Source organism: Bacteroides sp. 3_1_23 (assembly GCF_000162555.1).
Lineage (GTDB): Bacteria > Bacteroidota > Bacteroidia > Bacteroidales > Bacteroidaceae > Bacteroides > Bacteroides ovatus.
This window is the reverse complement of record NZ_GG774949.1, coordinates 2,697,279-2,716,112: the sequence shown is the minus strand read 5'-3', so window position 1 is coordinate 2,716,112 and position 18,834 is coordinate 2,697,279. Positions and strand designations below refer to the sequence as shown.

13 protein-coding genes are annotated in these 18,834 nt (G+C 37.6%); all 13 read left to right on the top strand.

Annotated features, from left to right (window positions below):
* Positions 1-28 precede the first annotated feature (28 nt).
* Positions 29-3,319 carry a SusC/RagA family TonB-linked outer membrane protein gene (locus tag HMPREF9010_RS13575; protein ID WP_004300602.1) on the top strand — a complete coding sequence of 1,097 codons (3,291 nt, stop codon included), beginning with the start codon at positions 29-31 and terminating at the stop codon, positions 3,317-3,319.
* A 19-nt stretch (positions 3,320-3,338) separates the two neighbouring features.
* Entirely contained in the window at positions 3,339-4,793 is a 1,455-nt protein-coding gene (locus tag HMPREF9010_RS13580; RefSeq protein ID WP_004300601.1) for a RagB/SusD family nutrient uptake outer membrane protein, read from the top strand.
* Between the two features lie 22 nt (positions 4,794-4,815).
* On the top strand, positions 4,816-5,940 hold the full coding sequence (locus HMPREF9010_RS13585; RefSeq protein ID WP_223225843.1) for a sialidase family protein: 1,125 nt from the start codon (positions 4,816-4,818) through the stop codon (positions 5,938-5,940).
* Between the two features lie 298 nt (positions 5,941-6,238).
* Complete coding sequence (locus HMPREF9010_RS13590) at positions 6,239-7,810, top strand: PKD domain-containing protein (protein WP_004326615.1); 1,572 nt, start codon at positions 6,239-6,241, stop codon at positions 7,808-7,810.
* Positions 7,811-7,872: 62 nt separating this feature from the next.
* Positions 7,873-9,954 (top strand): beta-glucosidase, encoded by a 2,082-nt coding sequence (locus HMPREF9010_RS13595; protein WP_008648696.1) that lies wholly within the window; start codon positions 7,873-7,875, stop codon positions 9,952-9,954.
* A gap of 191 nt (positions 9,955-10,145) precedes the next feature.
* Positions 10,146-10,691: a DUF2500 family protein gene (locus tag HMPREF9010_RS13600; RefSeq protein ID WP_004326617.1), complete on the top strand. Its 546-nt coding sequence runs from the start codon at positions 10,146-10,148 to the stop codon at positions 10,689-10,691.
* Between the two features lie 20 nt (positions 10,692-10,711).
* On the top strand, positions 10,712-11,302 hold the full coding sequence (locus HMPREF9010_RS13605) for a sugar O-acetyltransferase (protein WP_008648695.1): 591 nt from the start codon (positions 10,712-10,714) through the stop codon (positions 11,300-11,302).
* Positions 11,303-11,535: 233 nt separating this feature from the next.
* On the top strand, positions 11,536-14,013 hold the full coding sequence (locus HMPREF9010_RS13610) for a TonB-dependent receptor (RefSeq protein WP_008648693.1): 2,478 nt from the start codon (positions 11,536-11,538) through the stop codon (positions 14,011-14,013).
* An 81-nt stretch (positions 14,014-14,094) separates the two neighbouring features.
* Positions 14,095-15,171: a sensor histidine kinase gene (locus HMPREF9010_RS13615; RefSeq protein WP_004311232.1), complete on the top strand. Its 1,077-nt coding sequence runs from the start codon at positions 14,095-14,097 to the stop codon at positions 15,169-15,171.
* Positions 15,168-16,247, top strand: coding sequence for a sensor histidine kinase (locus tag HMPREF9010_RS13620; protein WP_008648692.1), 1,080 nt, complete (start codon positions 15,168-15,170; stop codon positions 16,245-16,247). Before HMPREF9010_RS13615 ends, HMPREF9010_RS13620 begins: the two co-directional genes overlap by 4 nt.
* Complete coding sequence (locus HMPREF9010_RS13625; RefSeq protein ID WP_008648691.1) at positions 16,244-16,960, top strand: LytR/AlgR family response regulator transcription factor; 717 nt, start codon at positions 16,244-16,246, stop codon at positions 16,958-16,960. Before HMPREF9010_RS13620 ends, HMPREF9010_RS13625 begins: the two co-directional genes overlap by 4 nt.
* A gap of 64 nt (positions 16,961-17,024) precedes the next feature.
* Positions 17,025-17,573 carry an RNA polymerase sigma-70 factor gene (locus tag HMPREF9010_RS13630; protein WP_004304159.1) on the top strand — a complete coding sequence of 183 codons (549 nt, stop codon included), beginning with the start codon at positions 17,025-17,027 and terminating at the stop codon, positions 17,571-17,573.
* A gap of 84 nt (positions 17,574-17,657) precedes the next feature.
* Positions 17,658-18,827 carry a FecR family protein gene (locus HMPREF9010_RS13635; RefSeq protein ID WP_008648690.1) on the top strand — a complete coding sequence of 390 codons (1,170 nt, stop codon included), beginning with the start codon at positions 17,658-17,660 and terminating at the stop codon, positions 18,825-18,827.
* Positions 18,828-18,834: the final 7 nt, after the last annotated feature.

Here is an 18,834-nt window from a genome sequence, read left to right as displayed (position 1 = left end):
TAATTTATTCATTCTAATTTTATTTTTTATGAAAAACTCAATAAAGCATACTAAAGATTTATTAATATTATCGATGGTATTTATCTTATCATCTGTATTTTCAAATATTCAAGCAAATAATATTAATTCTGAAGATATAAAGGTCTCTGGTGTAGTACAAGACCAGACAGGAGTTGAATTACCAGGAGTTTCAATATCCGTAAAAGGTATGGATAAAGGTACTATCACCAATGCTTCCGGTGAATTTTCTATAATGGTTCCTCCTAATGCAACTCTGATTGTCTCTTTTGTCGGAATGGAAACAAAAGAGGTTGATATTAAGGGACGGAGAAATATTGTGATTGTTTTGGAAGAGAGTTCTGTGTTACTTGATGAAGTCGTTGCCATTGGTTATGGTAAACAGTCAAGAGCATTAATAACAAATTCTATTTCTAAGATAAATAAAGAGGAATTTCAAAAAGCACCAGGACAGAATCCGTTATTACAATTACAAGGCAAAGTTCCAGGTTTATCCTTACAAATATCTAATGGACAACCGGGGGCAGACCCTCAAATATTTATTCGTGGAGGTAGTTCTACTTCACCTGAAAGTGATACTCCCTTAATAATTATTGATGGTATAATATCACAAGGATTTAGAAATATATCAGATATGAATCCTGCAGATATAGAATCGATAGAAGTTCTGAAAGATGCTGCTTCTACTGCTATTTATGGTTCCAGAGCTGCTAATGGTATAATCTTGGTTAAAACCAAAGCTGGTCAGAAAGGGAAACCTACTGTCAGTTTAAGGTATACGTATGGAGTGGAACAACAACCGCAGAGAATTCCACTATTGAATGCACGGGATTATATAACATTATCCCGTTCTAATATTGCGAAATTTAATCAGGCTGATTTGACATATAATGGAAAGGAAGATCAGGCAAAATTCTTAAGTGGTTCTTTTGGTATGTCAACAGGAAATCCGAGAAACTCTAAAAATACACTTGAATTTTTGGATGTTTATTTGCAAAAGTATGGTCAAGGTTATGTGAGTAATCTGCTGGAACATGAGGGCTGGCAAACCATGGCGGACCCTGTTACGGGAAAACAGCTCATCTTCCAGGATAATGACTTTCAGAAAGCAACTTTCACAACAGGACAAAAGCATGAGGTTGATCTTAGTATTAGTGGAGGAACAGAGGCGATTAACTATTATGTAGGTTTAAGATATTTGAATCAGGATGGTATACTTAGAGGTACAAATTATAAAAATTATAGTGTCTTATTTAATGGAAATTATAAATTAAGTGAGGCATGGAGTTTGTCTACTAAAGCTAGTCTGCAGGTTAGAGATGCTGTGGGAGGTGGAAATACAGTCAATACTATATCTCGAAGTATATTAACACCACCGACCTACAGATTGTACTATGAAGATGGAACTCCAGCCCCCGGAGAAGGTATTTCTTCTTTCAGAAGTAGATTGCATGAGATTTATTATAAAACAAATTATGATGATACTAGTGTGTATAGGACAACTTTTCAGTTGGGTGCAATCTGGAATATTTTACCTGGGCTAGTTTTAAAACCAACAGCCTATTATTTTGGAACTGAAGGTATTGAGAATTATTTTCAGGCAGATAATGAGACGACTGGAAATACAATCCGTCCTGCTTCAGCTAAGCATAACTATGACAGACATTTGCAGGGAGATTTGGTTCTTTCGTATGATAAGAAAATCAAGGAGCATAATATAGGAGCTGTAGCAGGTGCCAGTTATACTCATGATTATAGTTACAGACTTTCGGCAAGCGGTAGTGGATCTTCTATAGATTTAATTCCAACATTAAATGCAACGGCAGATAGTACACAAAGAGCAAGTTCTACTAAGACAATGGAAGCTACTTTAAGTTATTTTGGACGTGTAAACTATGATTATAAAGGTAAATATATAGTTTCTGTCAGTATGCGTGCAGATGGTTCTTCACGGTTTGCAGAAGATAATAAATGGGGATTTTTCCCTGGAGTATCAGCTGGATGGAATATGCATAGGGAAAATTTCTTCAAGCCATTAGAAAGTATTATGAGTCGTTGGAAATGGCGTGCAAGTTGGGGGCGTACGGGTAATAACAATTTGAGTGTTGCCAATTCAAGAGGTGAGTACAAAATTACAGATACTAATTATCAAGGATCAGTAGGTATACTAAATACAACATTAAAAAATTCTCAATTACGATGGGAAACGACGGAATCGTATGATATCGGAGTCGATCTCGGATTTTTTAATAATAGATTGGGATTATTAATTGACTACTATAATAAACTGACATTTGATAGATTGTATGATGAACCTTTATGGAATTCTACGGGCTTTAGTTCGATTAAGAGTAATTATGGTTCAGTAAGAAACTCCGGAATAGAAATAGAGTTGAATGCTACTCCTATTCAAACCAAAGATTTTTCATGGGATTTATCATTGACGTTTGCTTACAATAAAGGAATCGTAGTAGATTTACCGGATAATGGAGAAGAGAAAAATCGGGTAGGAGGTAATTTTATTTATGATCCTGCTACAGGAGGTACTAAAAAGGTTGGGGGAATTGCTGAGGGCGAAAAGTTTGGTGGAAGATGGGCGTTTCATTATTTAGGAACCTATCAAACGGAAGAAGAAGCAGCTAAAGCCCCTAATGATCCTAATGCGCAAGGTAGAAAGAAACATGCAGGAGATGCCATATTTGAAGACGTGAACAATGATGGGCAATTGGACTCTAAAGATATGAAATTCATGGGATATATCCGACCGGATAAGGTAGGAGGTATTGTCAACTCTTTCAAATATAAAGGACTTACTGTACGAGTTGTAATGGACTGGGCTATGGGACATGTGATAGATAATGGTTTTAAAGGACAGATAATGGGTAGTTCACGTAATAACAATAATGCCATAAAAGACGCAATGACCAATTCCTGGCAAAGTGCGAATGATGGAACGAAATATCCTAAATATACAGTTCAAAGTGATTACGATTATCAATATCGAAATCATATGAGATGGGATAATCAAATAGGCAGTTCTGAAAGTGGGAGTACCAACAATAGCCTGTATTTTAGTAAAGGAGATTATCTGGCATTTAGAGAAGTGTCTTTAAGCTATATGCTACCATCAACTTGGGTTAGAAAAATAAGATTGAGTGGAGTGGAAGTTTTTGCTGGAGCATATAACATAGGTTATATAAAGAAATATGATGGTATGTTTCCTGAAATATATACCGGAGTGGATTATGGGGTATACCCAAGGCCAAGACAATATAATATGGGAGTAAAAATTAATTTCTAATTAAATAAGACTTGTAATTATGAAACAAATTAAATCAATATTATTAGGAATTTCATTGTTTTTGTTACATTCATGCAATTTGTTGGATGTAGATACAGTTTCAAGTATAACGGGAGACGGGTACTGGAATACAAAGGGGGATGTAGAAAGCTATTTGATAGGTATTTATACTAAGTTACGTGATACTTCTAATTCAACTCTTCATTTTGAAGATAGAGGAGATGCTTTTACAACAGGTCTGGAAGGTGGTCCATCGAATTTGTGGGCACAGAATCTGACTTCACAAAACGGATATGGTTGGTCAAGTTATTATTCGGTAATTCAGCATTGTAATATGTTATTAAAGTATACTCCTGGAATAAGTTTTGGAGTGGAATCTGATAAAAACAGGCTGTTGGCAGAAGCATATTGCATAAGGGGATATATGTATTTCTGTGTAGCTCGTATATGGGGAGATGCTCCTATAGAACTGGAACCGACAGAAAGTTCCAATAAGCCTAAATTAGCAAGGGAGCCGGCAGAGCAAGTTTTAGAACGGGCTCTAAGTGATGTGAATGCAGCAATCAATCTCTTCCCGGAAGAAAGTTATACGAATGGAAAAGGAAGAGCCTCAAAACCGGCATGTTATGCACTGAAAGCCGATATTTTGTTATGGAAAGCGAAAGTCTTGAATGGTTCTGAGCAGGATTTGAAAGATGTTATCACTTATGCTGATTTAGCAAGTAAAGGTCTTTCTTTTGAAGACAATTTTGCCGATATTTATGGTACTAAATATGGAAAAGAAGTGATATGGACTATTCACTTTGAGATTTATGAAAAGGAAGCCCAATATAGTCAAAGTTTGAAGCCAAGAGATGTATTTGTGGAAAAGGCAGTAAATAAAGATGAAATACCTTATGCAAAAGGTGGGGCTCGCAGTACTTATGCACCAAGCTCTTTTTTAATAGATCTTTTTTATGCTAATCCCACTGATATTAGAACAAAAGAGTCTTTTATAATAGCTAAGGATGCGGGAGGAAATGAGATCGGTATTTTCGATAATAAGATGAAGGGGACAAAAACAGAAGGTGATCGTACCTATGATTCGGATATTATCATTTATCGACTTGCAGAGATGTATTTGTTCAAGGCCGAAGCTTATGCAGCATTGAATCAGACACCGCAGGCTATCATTGAGCTAAATAAAGTCAGGGATCGTGCTAAGATAGGTATTTATAATGGAAGTACGGATAAAAAAGTAGTGGAAAAGGAGATTCTGAATGAGCGTGCAAGAGAATTATATCTTGAAAGGAAAAGATGGCCTGATCTTCTCAGATTCCATTTTGGTGGAACAATAGATGTCTATCAGGAAGTTCCGAACTTGAAAAAGAAAGCTATTGATAATATTATTATTCCATTATATCTCGCAATTCCACTAAGTGATATGAATATTAATCCTAATCTGAAACAAACCCAAGGATATGAAAACTTATAAGATTCTGACATGTATATTTCTTATGACGAGCCTATTTACACAGGCTTGTCAAAAAGATGATGATTCACAAGATACTCCGGTTCCACCTTCACCTGAAGAGGAAGTTCCAGCATCCCAATTCGATTATGTCTATAGTCAGGGAGTAGACGGATATGAAGTCTATAGAATACCTGCTATTGTTAAAACGCAGAGTAATACCTTATTGGCATTTGCAGAGGCTAGAAAAGCTAGAAGTAATGGAGACAGTGGAGATATAGATCTTGTTGTTAAGCGTTCGTCTGATAATGGAAAAACATGGAGTAAACAAATAATGATATGGGATGATGGGCAGAATACTTGTGGAAATCCTGTTCCGATTGTTGATGATAAAGGTAGAATACATTTGTTAATGACATGGAATTATCAAACAGATAAGTGGGGAACAATAACCAATGGAACCGGAGAAAACACTCGGCGTCCGTATTATACCTATTCGGATGATGACGGTGTCACTTGGGCATCTCCTGTTGAGATAACTTCTGCTGTGAAAAAAGAAAAATGGGATTGGTACGCTACTGGACCTTGTCATGGTATTCAAATTCAGAAAGGGACCAATAGGGGACGTTTAATTGCTCCAAACTATTTTACTACTAGGGAAAATGGAAAAGTAAAAAGTTATTCGCATATTATTTATTCTGATGATTACGGAAAGACATGGAAACCAGGTGAACCAACTCCGGTTAGTGGTGTTGGCGAATGTTCTGTTGCTGAAATAGGAGAGGGAACTTTAATGTTGAATATGAGAGCGGATGAAGGATTCTACCGAAAAAATAGTATTAGTCAGGATGGTGGTATAACGTGGTCTAATCCTCAAGCTAGCAACGATCAAATAGATTGTAAATGTCAGGGTAGTATACTATCAATAGGACAATCTGTTTTTCTCTCAAATGCAGCTTCTGCTACAGAACGTATTAATATGACTATTAAGAAAAGCTCTGATGGTGGAAAAAGTTGGAAAGGGCAATATATTGTGTATGAAGGAAACTCTGGTTATTCGGATTTGGTTGAACTCTCTGATTCACAGATTGCTCTTATATATGAAGGTGGAGAAAAAAGATATACAGATGGATTGGCTTTTAAAGTTGTCAATATAAAATCGATACAGTGAATTGGTGTCAATACATATTGTTCAGACTGTTTTTATTTTCCTGTTCTGATGTGCAGGAGAATACAGATATAAGTTTAACACGCATAAACATGAGTATAAAGAAAAGTGCGGATAATGGTAAAACATGGTCGGCAGGATATGTCGTATATAGTGGGGCTTCGCCTATTCTGATATCGTAATGTTCTCTGATAATGAAATAGGAATTTTATATGAAAATGGCAGCTCAAAGCTATACGAAAAGATTAGTTTTGAGAGAATTAGAATTAATAAAATACAATGAATTTAATATATCACTGATATGAAAAGAAAAGTTTTATATTTATTACAGTGTGTCGTTATGATAGTATTGTCTGCTTGTTCTGAAGATGATTTGCAATCATTACAGGCAGCATTTGAATCGAATGTTCAGGAAGTCACAATGGGTGAAAGTGTCACTTTCAAAGATGCTTCTACCGGTGAACCGACTAAGTGGAACTGGCATTTTGATGGAGGAGAACCGGAGACTTCGGTCTTATTCAGTCCTAGTGTTGTGTACAATAAACCTGGAGTTTATTCTGTCATTTTGTCTGTTGGACGAGGAAGCAATGTTAATGAAATTGTGAAAGAACAATATATTACTGTCAACTACCCATCTCAGATAACAGCCAACTTCTCTGCAGATAAGACTACTGCAACAAATGAAGATATTATATCTTTCAAAGATTTATCTAAAGGCTATCCTAATGAATGGTTGTGGAGTTTTACTCCTAAAGAAGGTGGAGAAATTATTACTTCAACAGAACAAAATCCACAAATGATGTTCTCTCCGGGAATTTATACGGTTAAATTAGTGGCAAAAAATCCGAAAGCATCTTCTGATAAAGTAATGGTGGATTATATCACTGTTATTGATAAGAATGCGATTGCCGCAGATTTTGGAGCACAATGCCGGAATACATATGCCGGAGGATATATTCACTTTTTAGATAAAACATTGGGAATGGTGGAAGACTGGAAATGGACTTTTGAAGGAGGTAATCCTTCTGTTTCAACAGATCAGAATCCTGTGGTGCAGTATGTAAATCCTGGAAAATATAAAGTGACGTTAACGGCCAAAAACTCGGTGAACAGTTCCGTAAAAGAGAAAGAAGGATATGTATATGTCATTTCTGCAGAAAAACTAGTGTTATATTTACCATTCGATGGTGATAATAAAGATATAGGTCCCAATCAATTGAACCCTGAAGAACTTATAGGAGGAACTGGGGCAAATGTCTATAATGCTCCGGCACGTTTTTCTGGCGAAAGTGCTGAATGTAGATTCGCTGCTCATTTCCAGGGAGATAAAGAAAATTATTCAATATTGTCTATTCCTGAAGAAGGGTTAAAGAGCCACTATACGGAGAGTGAGTTTACTGTTGCATTCTGGGTGAAGACTTCAAATATGACTGGAAAGAATGCTATATTCCATCAAGGTGTTGGTCCTGGTGCTACATATACTGATCCTGTCCCAAGACAAAGTTGGTTCAGACTTGATACTAGTGGTAAAACTGTTGTGTTCTGCGTAGAATATAAAGGTAAGGCTGGAAACTGGGCTGAATATGAAGGAAAACGGATGGATGATGGTGAATGGCATCATTATGTTTGTGTTTATCAAAAAGTTGATGGCAAAAGGGATAGTTATCTTTATATAGACGGAGAAAAAGTTATTGAAAAGAAAGGGGTTATTGACAAAGTAGTTGATAATTGGCCATATTACATTGGTTGTAATTATCGCTTTACTAATGGAGCATTTGCCCCTGAAAACTTTTTAAATGGTTATCTGGATGATTTTATTTTGTACGAAAGAATATTATCAGAAAGTGAAATAAAAGAATTATATAATAATTAAATATTAATAGGTAGAACTTCTCTATTATAAAGAGGAGTTCTACATTAAAGAGTTTTCATAATATGAAAAAAATTATCTCACTTGTTTTTATGTTTATTAGTTGCATTGGGATATATGCTCAACAAATAATGGACGCAACTGCGGCATATAAAAAGGCGAATGACTTATTGGAACGATTGACGATAGAAGAGAAGGCACTTATGGTCAGAGGATATAATAAATTCTTTATTAAAGGATTCGAAGAGAAAGGGATACTTCCCATTTACTTGTCGGATGCAACACAAGGAGTAAATATCCGAAATAATTTGCCTGATCCTAATGTGGTGAAACAATTGGAACGCTCAACAGCTTTTCCTTCTCCTATATTGTTAGCCTCTACATTTTCTCCAGATCTATCTTACCAATATGCAAAAGCTATTGGTGAGGAATGTAGAGCCGGAGGTATCGAAGTTTTGTTGGGTCCTGGATTAAATATTTATCGACAATCTCAATGTGCAAGAAACTTTGAATATTTTGGAGAAGATCCTTATTTAGTATCTCAAATGGTAAGTCAATATGTAACGGGACTTCAAAGTACAGGCACAGCGGCTTGTTTGAAGCATTTCTATGGGAACAACACCGAATTCTATCGTAAACGGAGTAATTCTATCATTAGCGAACGAGCTATGAATGAAATCTATTTACCTGGTTTTAAGGCAGGAATAGATGCAGGTGCTATGTCTGTAATGACCTCGTATAACCAAATTGATGGAGAGTGGGCTGGGCAAAGTTCATATGTTATTAAGAATATTCTTAGAGAAAAATTGGGATTTAAATGGTTGGTAATGAGTGATTGGAATTCGGTGTGGAATTTGGAGAAAGTTATTAAATCAGGACAGAATTTGGAGATGCCTGGTTCATATAATTTTGGAGAATCTGTGTTGGGTTTATACCATCAGAAAAAAATCACAGAAAAAGATTTAGATGATATGGTGCGTCCTATTTTGGCTACTTGTATTGCAATGGGATTTTATGATAGGTCCAAATATGACTTGTCTTTGCTTGATAAGTATCAGGAGCATGAAAAAATTGCACGACAAGTGGCAGAAGAAGGAATTGTTTTACTTAAAAACAGAGATAATATTTTGCCACTTGATCCAACAAAGAATAGAAAAATATTATTGACAGGTAAGTTTATATATGAAATACCTCGTGGCTATGGAGCTGCAGAAGTAATCGGCTACAATAATGTAAGTCTGATTGAAGCATTACAGAGAGCTTTTGGCAGAACAGTGTATTATATAGAAAAGCCTACTGTAGCTGATATAAAAGAGGCTGACATCGTTTTGCTAAGTATGGGTACGCGAGATAAAGAAGCAATAGAACGTCCATTTGCTTTGCCAAAAGAAGATGAATCATTAATGCGATATGTCACTAAAAATAATCCTAATACTATTGCTATCCTCAATACGGGATCAGCTATTGATATGTCTGCATGGAATGATCGATTGGCGGGTTTGATTTACGGGTGGTATGGAGGACAATCGGGTTTTGAAGCACTTACAGATATTATCACAGGTAAGGTAACTCCTTCTGGTAAGTTACCAATGACTATAGAAAAAACATTTGAGGACTCACCGGTATGGGGATACTTACCTAAAGGGGCGTCACTCTATAATGAACTTAAAAATGAGCATCTTATCAATGTGTATGATGTGAATTATGGAGAAAGTGTATTAGTGGGATATAGATGGTATGATACAAAAAATATAGAACCACTTTATCCTTTTGGGTATGGGCTTTCTTATACAACTTTTACATTGACTAAACCACGTTTGTCATCTAAAAAAATGAATGACCAAATGATAAGATGTTCGGTGACTATTACAAATACAGGAAGTCAGAAAGGAGCTGAAGTTATACAGCTATATCTCAAAGAAAATCAACCATCTGTGTTGCGTCCCGAGAAAGAACTGAAAAGGTTTAAGAAGATATTTTTAAATTCAGGAGAGAATCAAACTGTAGAATTTGAAATAACGCCAGAGGATTTGGCTTTCTGGGATGATGAAACGCATGATTGGAAAGTGAATTCCGGTCAATATTCTATTTTATTAGGAACATCCTCCAGACATATTAGTCATATTCTTTCTTTCACAAAAGAATGATTGTATAGCTGTCATTTTATTAGGAGATACAATAAGCATGAATTTCAGTTATGATGGAAAATCAAAAGGTCTTGATATATCGGCAAAAGGCTTTTGATTAATCATGAATTAGTAGGTTGAATCAAGTATTTTTCTTAATAATCAGTGTTTTCAGTAGCTTATTTTTATATTTGCGTATAAATGAAAGAAATATGATGAAAACTCTATTTATTAAGATACTTCGCTTTTTGATGCTTCTGGTATTTATTGCTTCGTGTGGCATCGGATATGTTATCTATGAAGATACACTGACTGCCTGGTGGATACCTCTTGGAATGGCGCTTTTGATTGCTCTTGTTACTATCCCATTCTATAAGAAATGGATATGGCTGACAACCATGGATGGTAAAGTAATTAATTGTTTGTGTCATTTGGCTTGCATCGGTGCCATCAGTTATGTCTTGTTTCTTGGCGGTAATTATTGGTTTGCCGATCCTGCTTCCACACACGAAGAAACAGTGATGGTACAGAAAAAATATGTGGAAACACATAAGAAGACCCGTAGAGTAGGCAGGCATCGTTATGTTTCGGATGGCATACGTAAGGAATACTATTTGCAGGTAGCTTTTGAGAATGGAGCTGTGGAAGAGCTGCATGTGTCACTTTCCACTTATAATAAGGCCAAGGCAGGTGCATCGAAGATACTGACTTTACAAAAAGGCTTTTTCGGATTACCGGTAATTACAAAAGGACTTTAATCAATCATTATGATATAGATATGGAAAATAGAGAATTGTATGAAAGAATGTTGTCGGGGACTATGTATAATGATTTGTCTACAGAACTGGTTCAGAGAAGAGAACAAGTCGTTTTTCTGACTAATGATTATAACTCTACTTATGGAAAACCCAAAGAGGTTCGTGAAGTATTATTACGCAATTTGTTGAAAGGCATTGGGGAGAATGTTCACTTCGAACCCAATTTCCGGTGTGAGTTTGGATTTAATATCACTATAGGAAACAACTTCTTTGCTAATTTTGATTGCATCATGTTGGATGGGAATCTTATTACAATAGGGGATAATGTATTGTTGGGGCCACGTGTAGGATTGTACACAGCAAATCATGCACTTGATGCCCGGGAACGCATTATGGGAGGTTGCTATGCACATCCGATTGTAATAGAGGATAATGTCTGGATTGGTGCAGGCGTTCATATTATGGGTGGTGTTACCATTGGGAGAAATTCGGTAATCGGAGCAGGAAGTGTAGTGACTAAGGATGTGCCGGAAAATGTAATCGCTGCAGGAGTGCCATGTAAAGTAATTCGGGAGATCACGGATAAAGATAAGACCGACTTTTTAGGGTAGGTTGGCGTGTGCTATTAAAAAAAGTCACATCACTTTTAGAGGATATAAATCGTTCTGAAAGTGATGTGTCTTTTAAAAAGAGGTTCTTCTTTAAGTGAAATTCCATAGTTCGGACGATTTTTCGTCTTATCAATTTTGTGTTTTGTCTACAAACGGGATGTATTCGTCTCATTTCAAAAATCGGCAATCTTCTATCCTCTATCTTCGTGACGAAATAAAAACAGAATAAAATCATGAAGATGAATAAAACTAGATTATTAGAAAAAATATCTGTTCAGTCGGGCATTTCCGCAGATGAATGCAGCGCAGTACTCAAAACTTTTGAGAGAGTTCTTAGTGAAGAGTTAACCCGGAAAATACATCGTTATGGCGGGTGGATACTTTTGTTGGTTGCTTTGTTGGTATCCGCAGTGGCTTTTAGTCAGACACCGCAGAGAAAAGGCCGGCCGGTACAGACAATCCGGGGAATGGTTATTGACGGGGATTCAAAACACCCGATACCGTATGCAACGGTGAGATTATCCGAAAAAGAGAGAACAGGTACGATAACAGACAGTCTCGGTCGTTTCAGCATACCACAGGTTCCTGTTGGACGACATACGGTAGAGGCAGCCTTTATGGGATATGAACCGGGTATTTTCAGGGAGATACTGCTAACTTCCGCCAAGGAGGTTTATCTGGAAATTCCTTTGAAAGAAAGTGTAAACGAACTCAATGAAGTAGTGATTCGTGCCAGAACCAATAAAGAAGAAGCGATGAATAAGATGGCTACTACCGGAGCCCGTATGTTGAGTGTGGAAGAAGCGAGCCGCTATGCCGGAGGTTTTGACGACCCTGCCCGTTTGGTATCCTCCTTTGCCGGAGTGGCCCCCAGTGTATCTTCCAATGGAATATCCATTCATGGCAATGCTCCCCATCTGTTGCAGTGGCGATTGGAAGACGTTGAAATTCCGAACCCGAATCACTTTGCGGATATTGCCACATTGGGTGGAGGGATACTTTCATCTCTTAGTTCGCAGGTATTGGGTAATTCCGATTTCTTTACCGGAGCTTTTCCGGCAGAATATGGAAATGCGGTATCTGGTGTGTTTGATATGAAATTGCGTAATGGAAATAACCAGAAGAATGAGAATACGCTTCAAGTGGGCATCATGGGAATTGATGTAGCTTCCGAAGGACCGTTAAGCAAGAAGCACAAAGCATCCTATATTTTCAATTATCGGTATTCCACAACAGGACTTCTGAACTTGGAGGGCGGAAAGATGGACTATCAGGACTTGAACTTCAAACTGAATTTCCCGACACAGAAAGCAGGAACATTCTCTGTCTGGGGAACCAGCCTGATTGATAAATTCGGCAGTGATTTTGAAAAGAATACGGATAAATGGGAATATATGAGCGACCGTAGCGAATCAAAAGACAAACAGTATATGGCTGCCGGAGGTATCAGCCACCGTTATTTCTTCAACAATGACGCATCACTGAAAACCACTATTGCCGGTACTTATTCGCAATTGGACGGTGGAGCAATCCTATTTAACCACTCTTTGGAATCCACCCCCTACATGGATCTTAACTCAAAACATACTAACTTAATACTGACTTCGACTTTTAACCGTAAATTCAGTAACCGTTTTACTAATAAGACAGGATTTACGTATAATGCCATGTTCTATCAAATGAATCTTGCCATTGCTCCTTATGAAGCCGAATCACTGGAAACCGTATCTCAAGGAAAAGGTAATACGAGTCTGATATCTGCCTACAATAGTTCTTCTGTAGGATTGACGGAACGCTGGACGCTCAATGCCGGTATTTACGGGCAATTTCTGACTCTGAATAATAAATGGTCTGTTGAACCCCGTATTGGTTTGAAATGGCAAGCTACTCCGAAAGCAACTTTTGCACTGGCTTATGGTATGTACAGTCGCATGGAGAAAATGGACGTCTATTTTGTGAAAACGAAAAGTACAGGAGACAAATCCGTCAACAAGGAACTCGATTTCACCAAAGCGCAGCACGTCATGTTATCTTTTGGATACAAAATATCCGATCGCATGAATCTGAAAATAGAACCTTATATCCAATTTCTCCATGATGTGCCTGTGATGGCTGACAGCTCTTATTCCGTACTCAACCGTTCTGATTTCTATGTGGAAGACGCATTGGTTAATAAAGGAAGAGGACGCAACATCGGTATTGACATCACTTTAGAACGTTTCCTGGAAAAAGGACTCTATTACATGATTTCCGGTTCTCTTTTCGATTCCCGCTACCGGGGCGGAGACGGTGTGTGGTACAATACGAAGTTTAATCGGAATTATGTCATCAACGGACTGATTGGAAAGGAATGGATGCTGGGACGTAACAGACAGAATATTCTTAGCATCAATCTGAAATTGACCTTACAAGGAGGTGACCGGTATTCTCCGATTGACAGGGAAGCAACGATGAATCATCCTGATAAAGAGGTACAGTATGATGAAACGAAAGCATTTTCTAAACAGTATTCTCCCATGCTTATCGGCAACTATACCGTGAGTTACCGCATCAACAAGAAGAAAGTCTCTCATGAGTTTGCTGTGAAAGGACTTAATTTTACCGGTGCGAAAGAACACTATGGACATGAATATAATGTGAAAACTGGAAAAATTGATGTTAGTGACGGTTCTACAACATTGACAAATGTGAGTTATAAACTTGAATTTTAAATAACCGATATAGAAGTCCAACCGGAAAAATGTTTTATCTTCGTCCCCGGAGATAAAACATCTTCCCTGATTAAATACACGATGGCTGAAACAATAACAACAGACAATAAATCTACTTTATTATATCGATTCCTCGTTAGTCCGGAACTTCGATGGGCGCGTTATCTGGTGCTTATTATGGTGTTGGCTACCATATCATTCAATCAGGTTTTTATTATATTCCTCGATTATCGGGATATATTGGGAGGATGGATTTATACATTCACTTTCTTATATCTACTGACTTATATAGGAGTTATTTATCTGAATCTTTTCTGGCTCTTTCCAAAGTTTTTGCTGAAAAGACGCTATCTAACCTACATATCCTTACTTTCAGTAGCAATGATGCTTGCCCTGGCAATACAAATGGCAACGGAATATGTATCTTATTCCTGCTGGCCGGAATTTTACGAACGTGCCTCCTATTTCTCCATACCTATAGTGATGGATTATATATCTTCTTTCATGTTGTCCACACTCTGCATGATAGGAGGAACAATGACCGTTCTCCTGAAAGAATGGATGATAGATCATCAACGTGTCTCACAAATGGAAAAGGTTCACGTTCTTTCGGAAGTGGAACAGCTAAAAGAACAAGTCAGCCCCGAACTTCTTTTCAAAACATTGCATCATTCGGGGGAACTGACATTGAGCGAACCGGAAAAAGCCTCGAAGATGCTGATGAAATTAAGTCAACTACTTCGCTATCAATTATATGATTGCAGCAGAACAAAGGTATTGCTTAGTAGTGAAATTAATTTCCTGAATAATTACCTGACCTTGGAACAGAATTCTCAGGCACAATTCAATTATGAATTGCTTGCGGATGGAGAAGTAAATAGAACACTGGTTCCACCCTTGCTTTTCATTCCATTTGTGCAATATATTGTAAAATCAATCAACGAACAGCGAACATCAATCCCTGTTTCTCTCAAAATCCATTTGAAAGTAGAAGAGAACACAATTATATTCACCTGTCTTTGCCTACAAGTGAATCTTTTGGAAGATAAAGGACTTGAAAGAATCCGCCAAAGACTGAACTTATTATATGGCAATCGTTACAGACTATTCCTGACGACAGAAAGCATCTGGTTGGAATTGAAAGGAGGTGAAGTATGAACCTGAATACAGAACATAGAAGAATGGAAGATAAAAGCGTTACAGCTTTTCTGTTAAGTCCTCATTACCGGACATGCAGACATCTGTTACTGCAAATAATAGTTCTTTTGATGACTATTAATGTCTTTTGGTACGAACCTTTGCAGGCAGTTTCTTTTTGGCGGCGTTTTGGTGGATTCCTGGCATATTTTGTTTCCATTAATACGGTAATCTATATGAACCTGTATATATTAGTACCCTGTTTTCTGTTGAAGAACCGCTTAGGTCACTATGTCCTGGCGGCTGTCCTGACGAATTTGGTAGTCATCGTCTTCCTTTCAATCACCCAGGGATTACTCTTTGAAGTAATTCTGCCCGGAAAAGATCCTGGCAGATTCGCTACTTTCATTAATACTTTTTCGGGGATACTGACCATCGGTTTTGTTACCGCAGGTTCGGCAGCCATATCCTTGTTTACCCATTGGTTGCGTTATAACCTGCGTATTGACGAACTCGAGTCCACTACTTTGCAATCCGAACTGACATTTCTGAAGAATCAGATTAACCCGCATTTTCTTTTCAATATGCTGAATAATGCCAATGTCCTGATAAAGAGAAATCCGGAAGAAGCTTCCAAAGTACTTTTTAAACTGGAAGATTTGCTACGGTATCAGATTAACGACAGTTCGCGTGAAAGAGTTTCATTGGCTTCGGATATCCGTTTCCTGAATGACTATCTGAATTTGGAAAAGATACGCCGTGACAATTTCCAGTTTACGTTGAGGCAGGAGGGAGAAGTGGATTCCATTTGGATTCAGCCTTTGTTATTCATTCCTTTTGTGGAAAATGCGGTGAAACATAGTTTTGATAGTGAGCATTCTTCGTATGTCCATGTCTTTTTTAAGGTGGATGCTCACCGACTGGATTTCCGGTGTGAGAATTCTAAACCGGCTGTTGCAGTCCAGCAGGGTAAAGTCGGTGGAATCGGACTTGCCAATATCCAGCGTAGGTTAGGATTACTGTATCCTGAACATTATAAGTTGGAACAAAGAGAAGATGAAAATCTCTATTCTGTAATTTTAAGTATAACATTATGAATTGTATCATTGTAGATGATGAACCCTTGGCACGTGAGGCCATGAAGTTATTGATAGAAGAATCCGATAACCTCCAGTTGATAGGCAGTTTTAACAGTGCTGCAACTGCTTCCGACTTTATGGAGCAACAGGGAGTCGATCTGGCTTTTCTGGATATTCAGATGCCTGGGATTACAGGAATAGAGTTTGCCCGTACAATTTCCAAAAAGACACTGGTTATTTTCACCACAGCCTATACAGAATATGCGTTGGATAGCTATGAAGTAGATGCAATCGACTATCTGATTAAGCCTGTCGAAGCGGAACGTTTTCAAAAGGCGGTGGATAAAGCGTTATCCTATCATTCTCTATTATTGAAAGAAGAAAAAGAAGCTATCGAAACGATTGTTGCCGCTGAATATTTCTTCGTAAAGGCAGAGCGCCGGTATTTCAAGGTGAATTTCTCCGATATTCTCTTTATTGAGGGATTGAAAGATTACGTCATTCTTCAACTGAACGACCAGCGTATCATTACTCGCATGAGCCTGAAAGCCATATTCGATTTATTACCAAAATCTATTTTTTTGCGGGTGAATAAATCCTATATCGTCAATACCGATCACATCGAGTCATTTGACAATAATGATATATTTATAAAATCGTATGAAATTGCTATCGGTAATAGTTATCGGGACGACTTCTTTGAAGGTTTTGTAATGAAACAAAGATTGTGATTTTTCATTTTTGTTTGGTTACATAATTTTCAAATGGTATATTTGTAACCAAAATAAAGAATACGTGATTGGCACAACAGACTATATTAGTATTAAGTTAACTGATGAGACGCAGTTTCGTTCTATATTCGACAAATATTACATATCTCTATGTATGTTTGCTAATCAGTATGTCGAAAATGATGCATTAGCGGCTGATATTGTTCAGGAGTGTTTTGTGAAGTTGTGGCAGTTACGCGATGATTTCATGTATGTGCATCAGATTAAATCATTCCTCTACACGTCGGTACGCAATAAATCTTTGAATGAACTGGAACATACCAAAGTCATGAACGAGTATGCACAGAAAGTTCAGGAAATGAGTAAAGACTCTTTTTTTCAAGACAAGGTCATTGCAGAAGAAAGTTACCGGATATTGGTGGATGCCATTGAAAAACTGCCACCGCAGATGAAAAGCATTATGCAACTGGCACTTGAGGGAAAAAGCAATCCGGAAATTGCTGAAACACTGAATATTTCCGGTGAAACGGTACACTCCCAGAAAAAGATTGCCTACCGTAAATTACGCGTATATTTGAAAGACTATTACTACCTGGTTTTTTACTTTTTATAGTTTCTTTTAAAAAAAATCATTTTAATACACCCTGATTTTCAATTCACCTGTTTTAGTATAAACAACGATTAAAACATGTGAATTATGATAAACCAACATTTTTATATTGCAAGACTCATTGCCAGATACTTATCTGATGAAATCGAGGAAGAAGAACAGGCGGAACTGACTCGGTGGAGAAATGAATCGTCCGAAAACGAACGCCTTTTTCGGGAAATCTGCAAGGAAGAGAACATAAAGCAGAATATGCAGAAGCGGCAAACTTTCCATACAGAGGACGGATGGGAGGGGGTGCAAAGAAAAATCCAACGCCATCGGTTCAGACATCGGATACTGAATATATGTAAATATGCTGCTATTTTCATTTTTCCGGTGGTTATTGCTACTGTGGCAATATATAAGAGCGGTAATGAACCCCAGCCGTTATCTCAAGTAGCGGAACAAATTGTTCCGGGTGGTAAGAAAGCCGTTCTTATTCTGGATAATGGAGAAGCAATTGATTTGAAGTCTACCTCCGGCGTGGAATTGAAAGAAAAAGATGGTACAGTCATTCAGGTGGATTCTACAGCATTGAATTATCAGCAGGCTCCCGCCCGGACATCCGAAAAACTTGCATATAATAAGGTAAACGTTCCTCGTGGTGGTGAATATCAGCTGACGTTGAGCGATGGAAGTAAAGTACAGTTGAATTCCATGAGTTCCATCCGCTTTCCTGTTCAGTTTGCACAGGATTGCCGTCTGGTAGAATTGGAGGGAGAGGCCTATTTCGAAGTAAGCAAAACCGGACAGCCTTTTATTGTACAAACCAAAGGGATGAAAATAGAAGTATTAGGAACTACTTTTAATATATCAGCTTACGCAAACGAAGAATATCAAACTACACTTGTCAGCGGTTCGGTAAAAGTACAGACTGAAAATGGAAGCAACCGGATTCTGAAACCATCGGAACAGGCTTGTATTACTCCGGGCAGCAACCAGATCAATGTACGCAATGTAGATACTGCATTTTATACTTCATGGATACATGGAAAGATCAATTTCAAGGACCAGCGATTGGATGGCATCATGAAAACTCTTGCCAGATGGTATGATATGGATGTAGTCTATGAGAATGAGGCGACCAAGGAGTTACGCTTCGGTTGCTATGTAAACCGTTATAATGAGATTACCCCATTGGTGAAATTGTTGGAGCAAACGGGTAGAGTAACTGTCACAGTAGAAGGAAAAACTATCAAAATATTCACTAATCATTAATCCCTGT

Excerpts from the sequence above, each read along its gene's own strand:
- HMPREF9010_RS13615 (WP_004311232.1), top strand. The coding sequence starts at position 14,095 with ATGGCTGAAACAATAACAACAGACAATAAATCTACTTTATTATATCGA.
- HMPREF9010_RS13590 (WP_004326615.1), top strand. The coding sequence starts at position 6,239 with ATGAAAAGAAAAGTTTTATATTTATTACAGTGTGTCGTTATGATAGTA.
- HMPREF9010_RS13610 (WP_008648693.1), top strand. The coding sequence starts at position 11,536 with ATGAAGATGAATAAAACTAGATTATTAGAAAAAATATCTGTTCAGTCG.
- HMPREF9010_RS13595 (WP_008648696.1), top strand. The coding sequence starts at position 7,873 with ATGAAAAAAATTATCTCACTTGTTTTTATGTTTATTAGTTGCATTGGG.
- HMPREF9010_RS13575 (WP_004300602.1), top strand. The coding sequence starts at position 29 with ATGAAAAACTCAATAAAGCATACTAAAGATTTATTAATATTATCGATG.
- HMPREF9010_RS13585 (WP_223225843.1), top strand. The coding sequence starts at position 4,816 with ATGACGAGCCTATTTACACAGGCTTGTCAAAAAGATGATGATTCACAA.
- HMPREF9010_RS13605 (WP_008648695.1), top strand. The coding sequence starts at position 10,712 with ATGGAAAATAGAGAATTGTATGAAAGAATGTTGTCGGGGACTATGTAT.
- HMPREF9010_RS13600 (WP_004326617.1), top strand. The coding sequence starts at position 10,146 with ATGATGAAAACTCTATTTATTAAGATACTTCGCTTTTTGATGCTTCTG.
- HMPREF9010_RS13635 (WP_008648690.1), top strand. The coding sequence starts at position 17,658 with ATGATAAACCAACATTTTTATATTGCAAGACTCATTGCCAGATACTTA.
- HMPREF9010_RS13625 (WP_008648691.1), top strand. The coding sequence starts at position 16,244 with ATGAATTGTATCATTGTAGATGATGAACCCTTGGCACGTGAGGCCATG.
- HMPREF9010_RS13620 (WP_008648692.1), top strand. The coding sequence starts at position 15,168 with ATGAACCTGAATACAGAACATAGAAGAATGGAAGATAAAAGCGTTACA.
- HMPREF9010_RS13580 (WP_004300601.1), top strand. The coding sequence starts at position 3,339 with ATGAAACAAATTAAATCAATATTATTAGGAATTTCATTGTTTTTGTTA.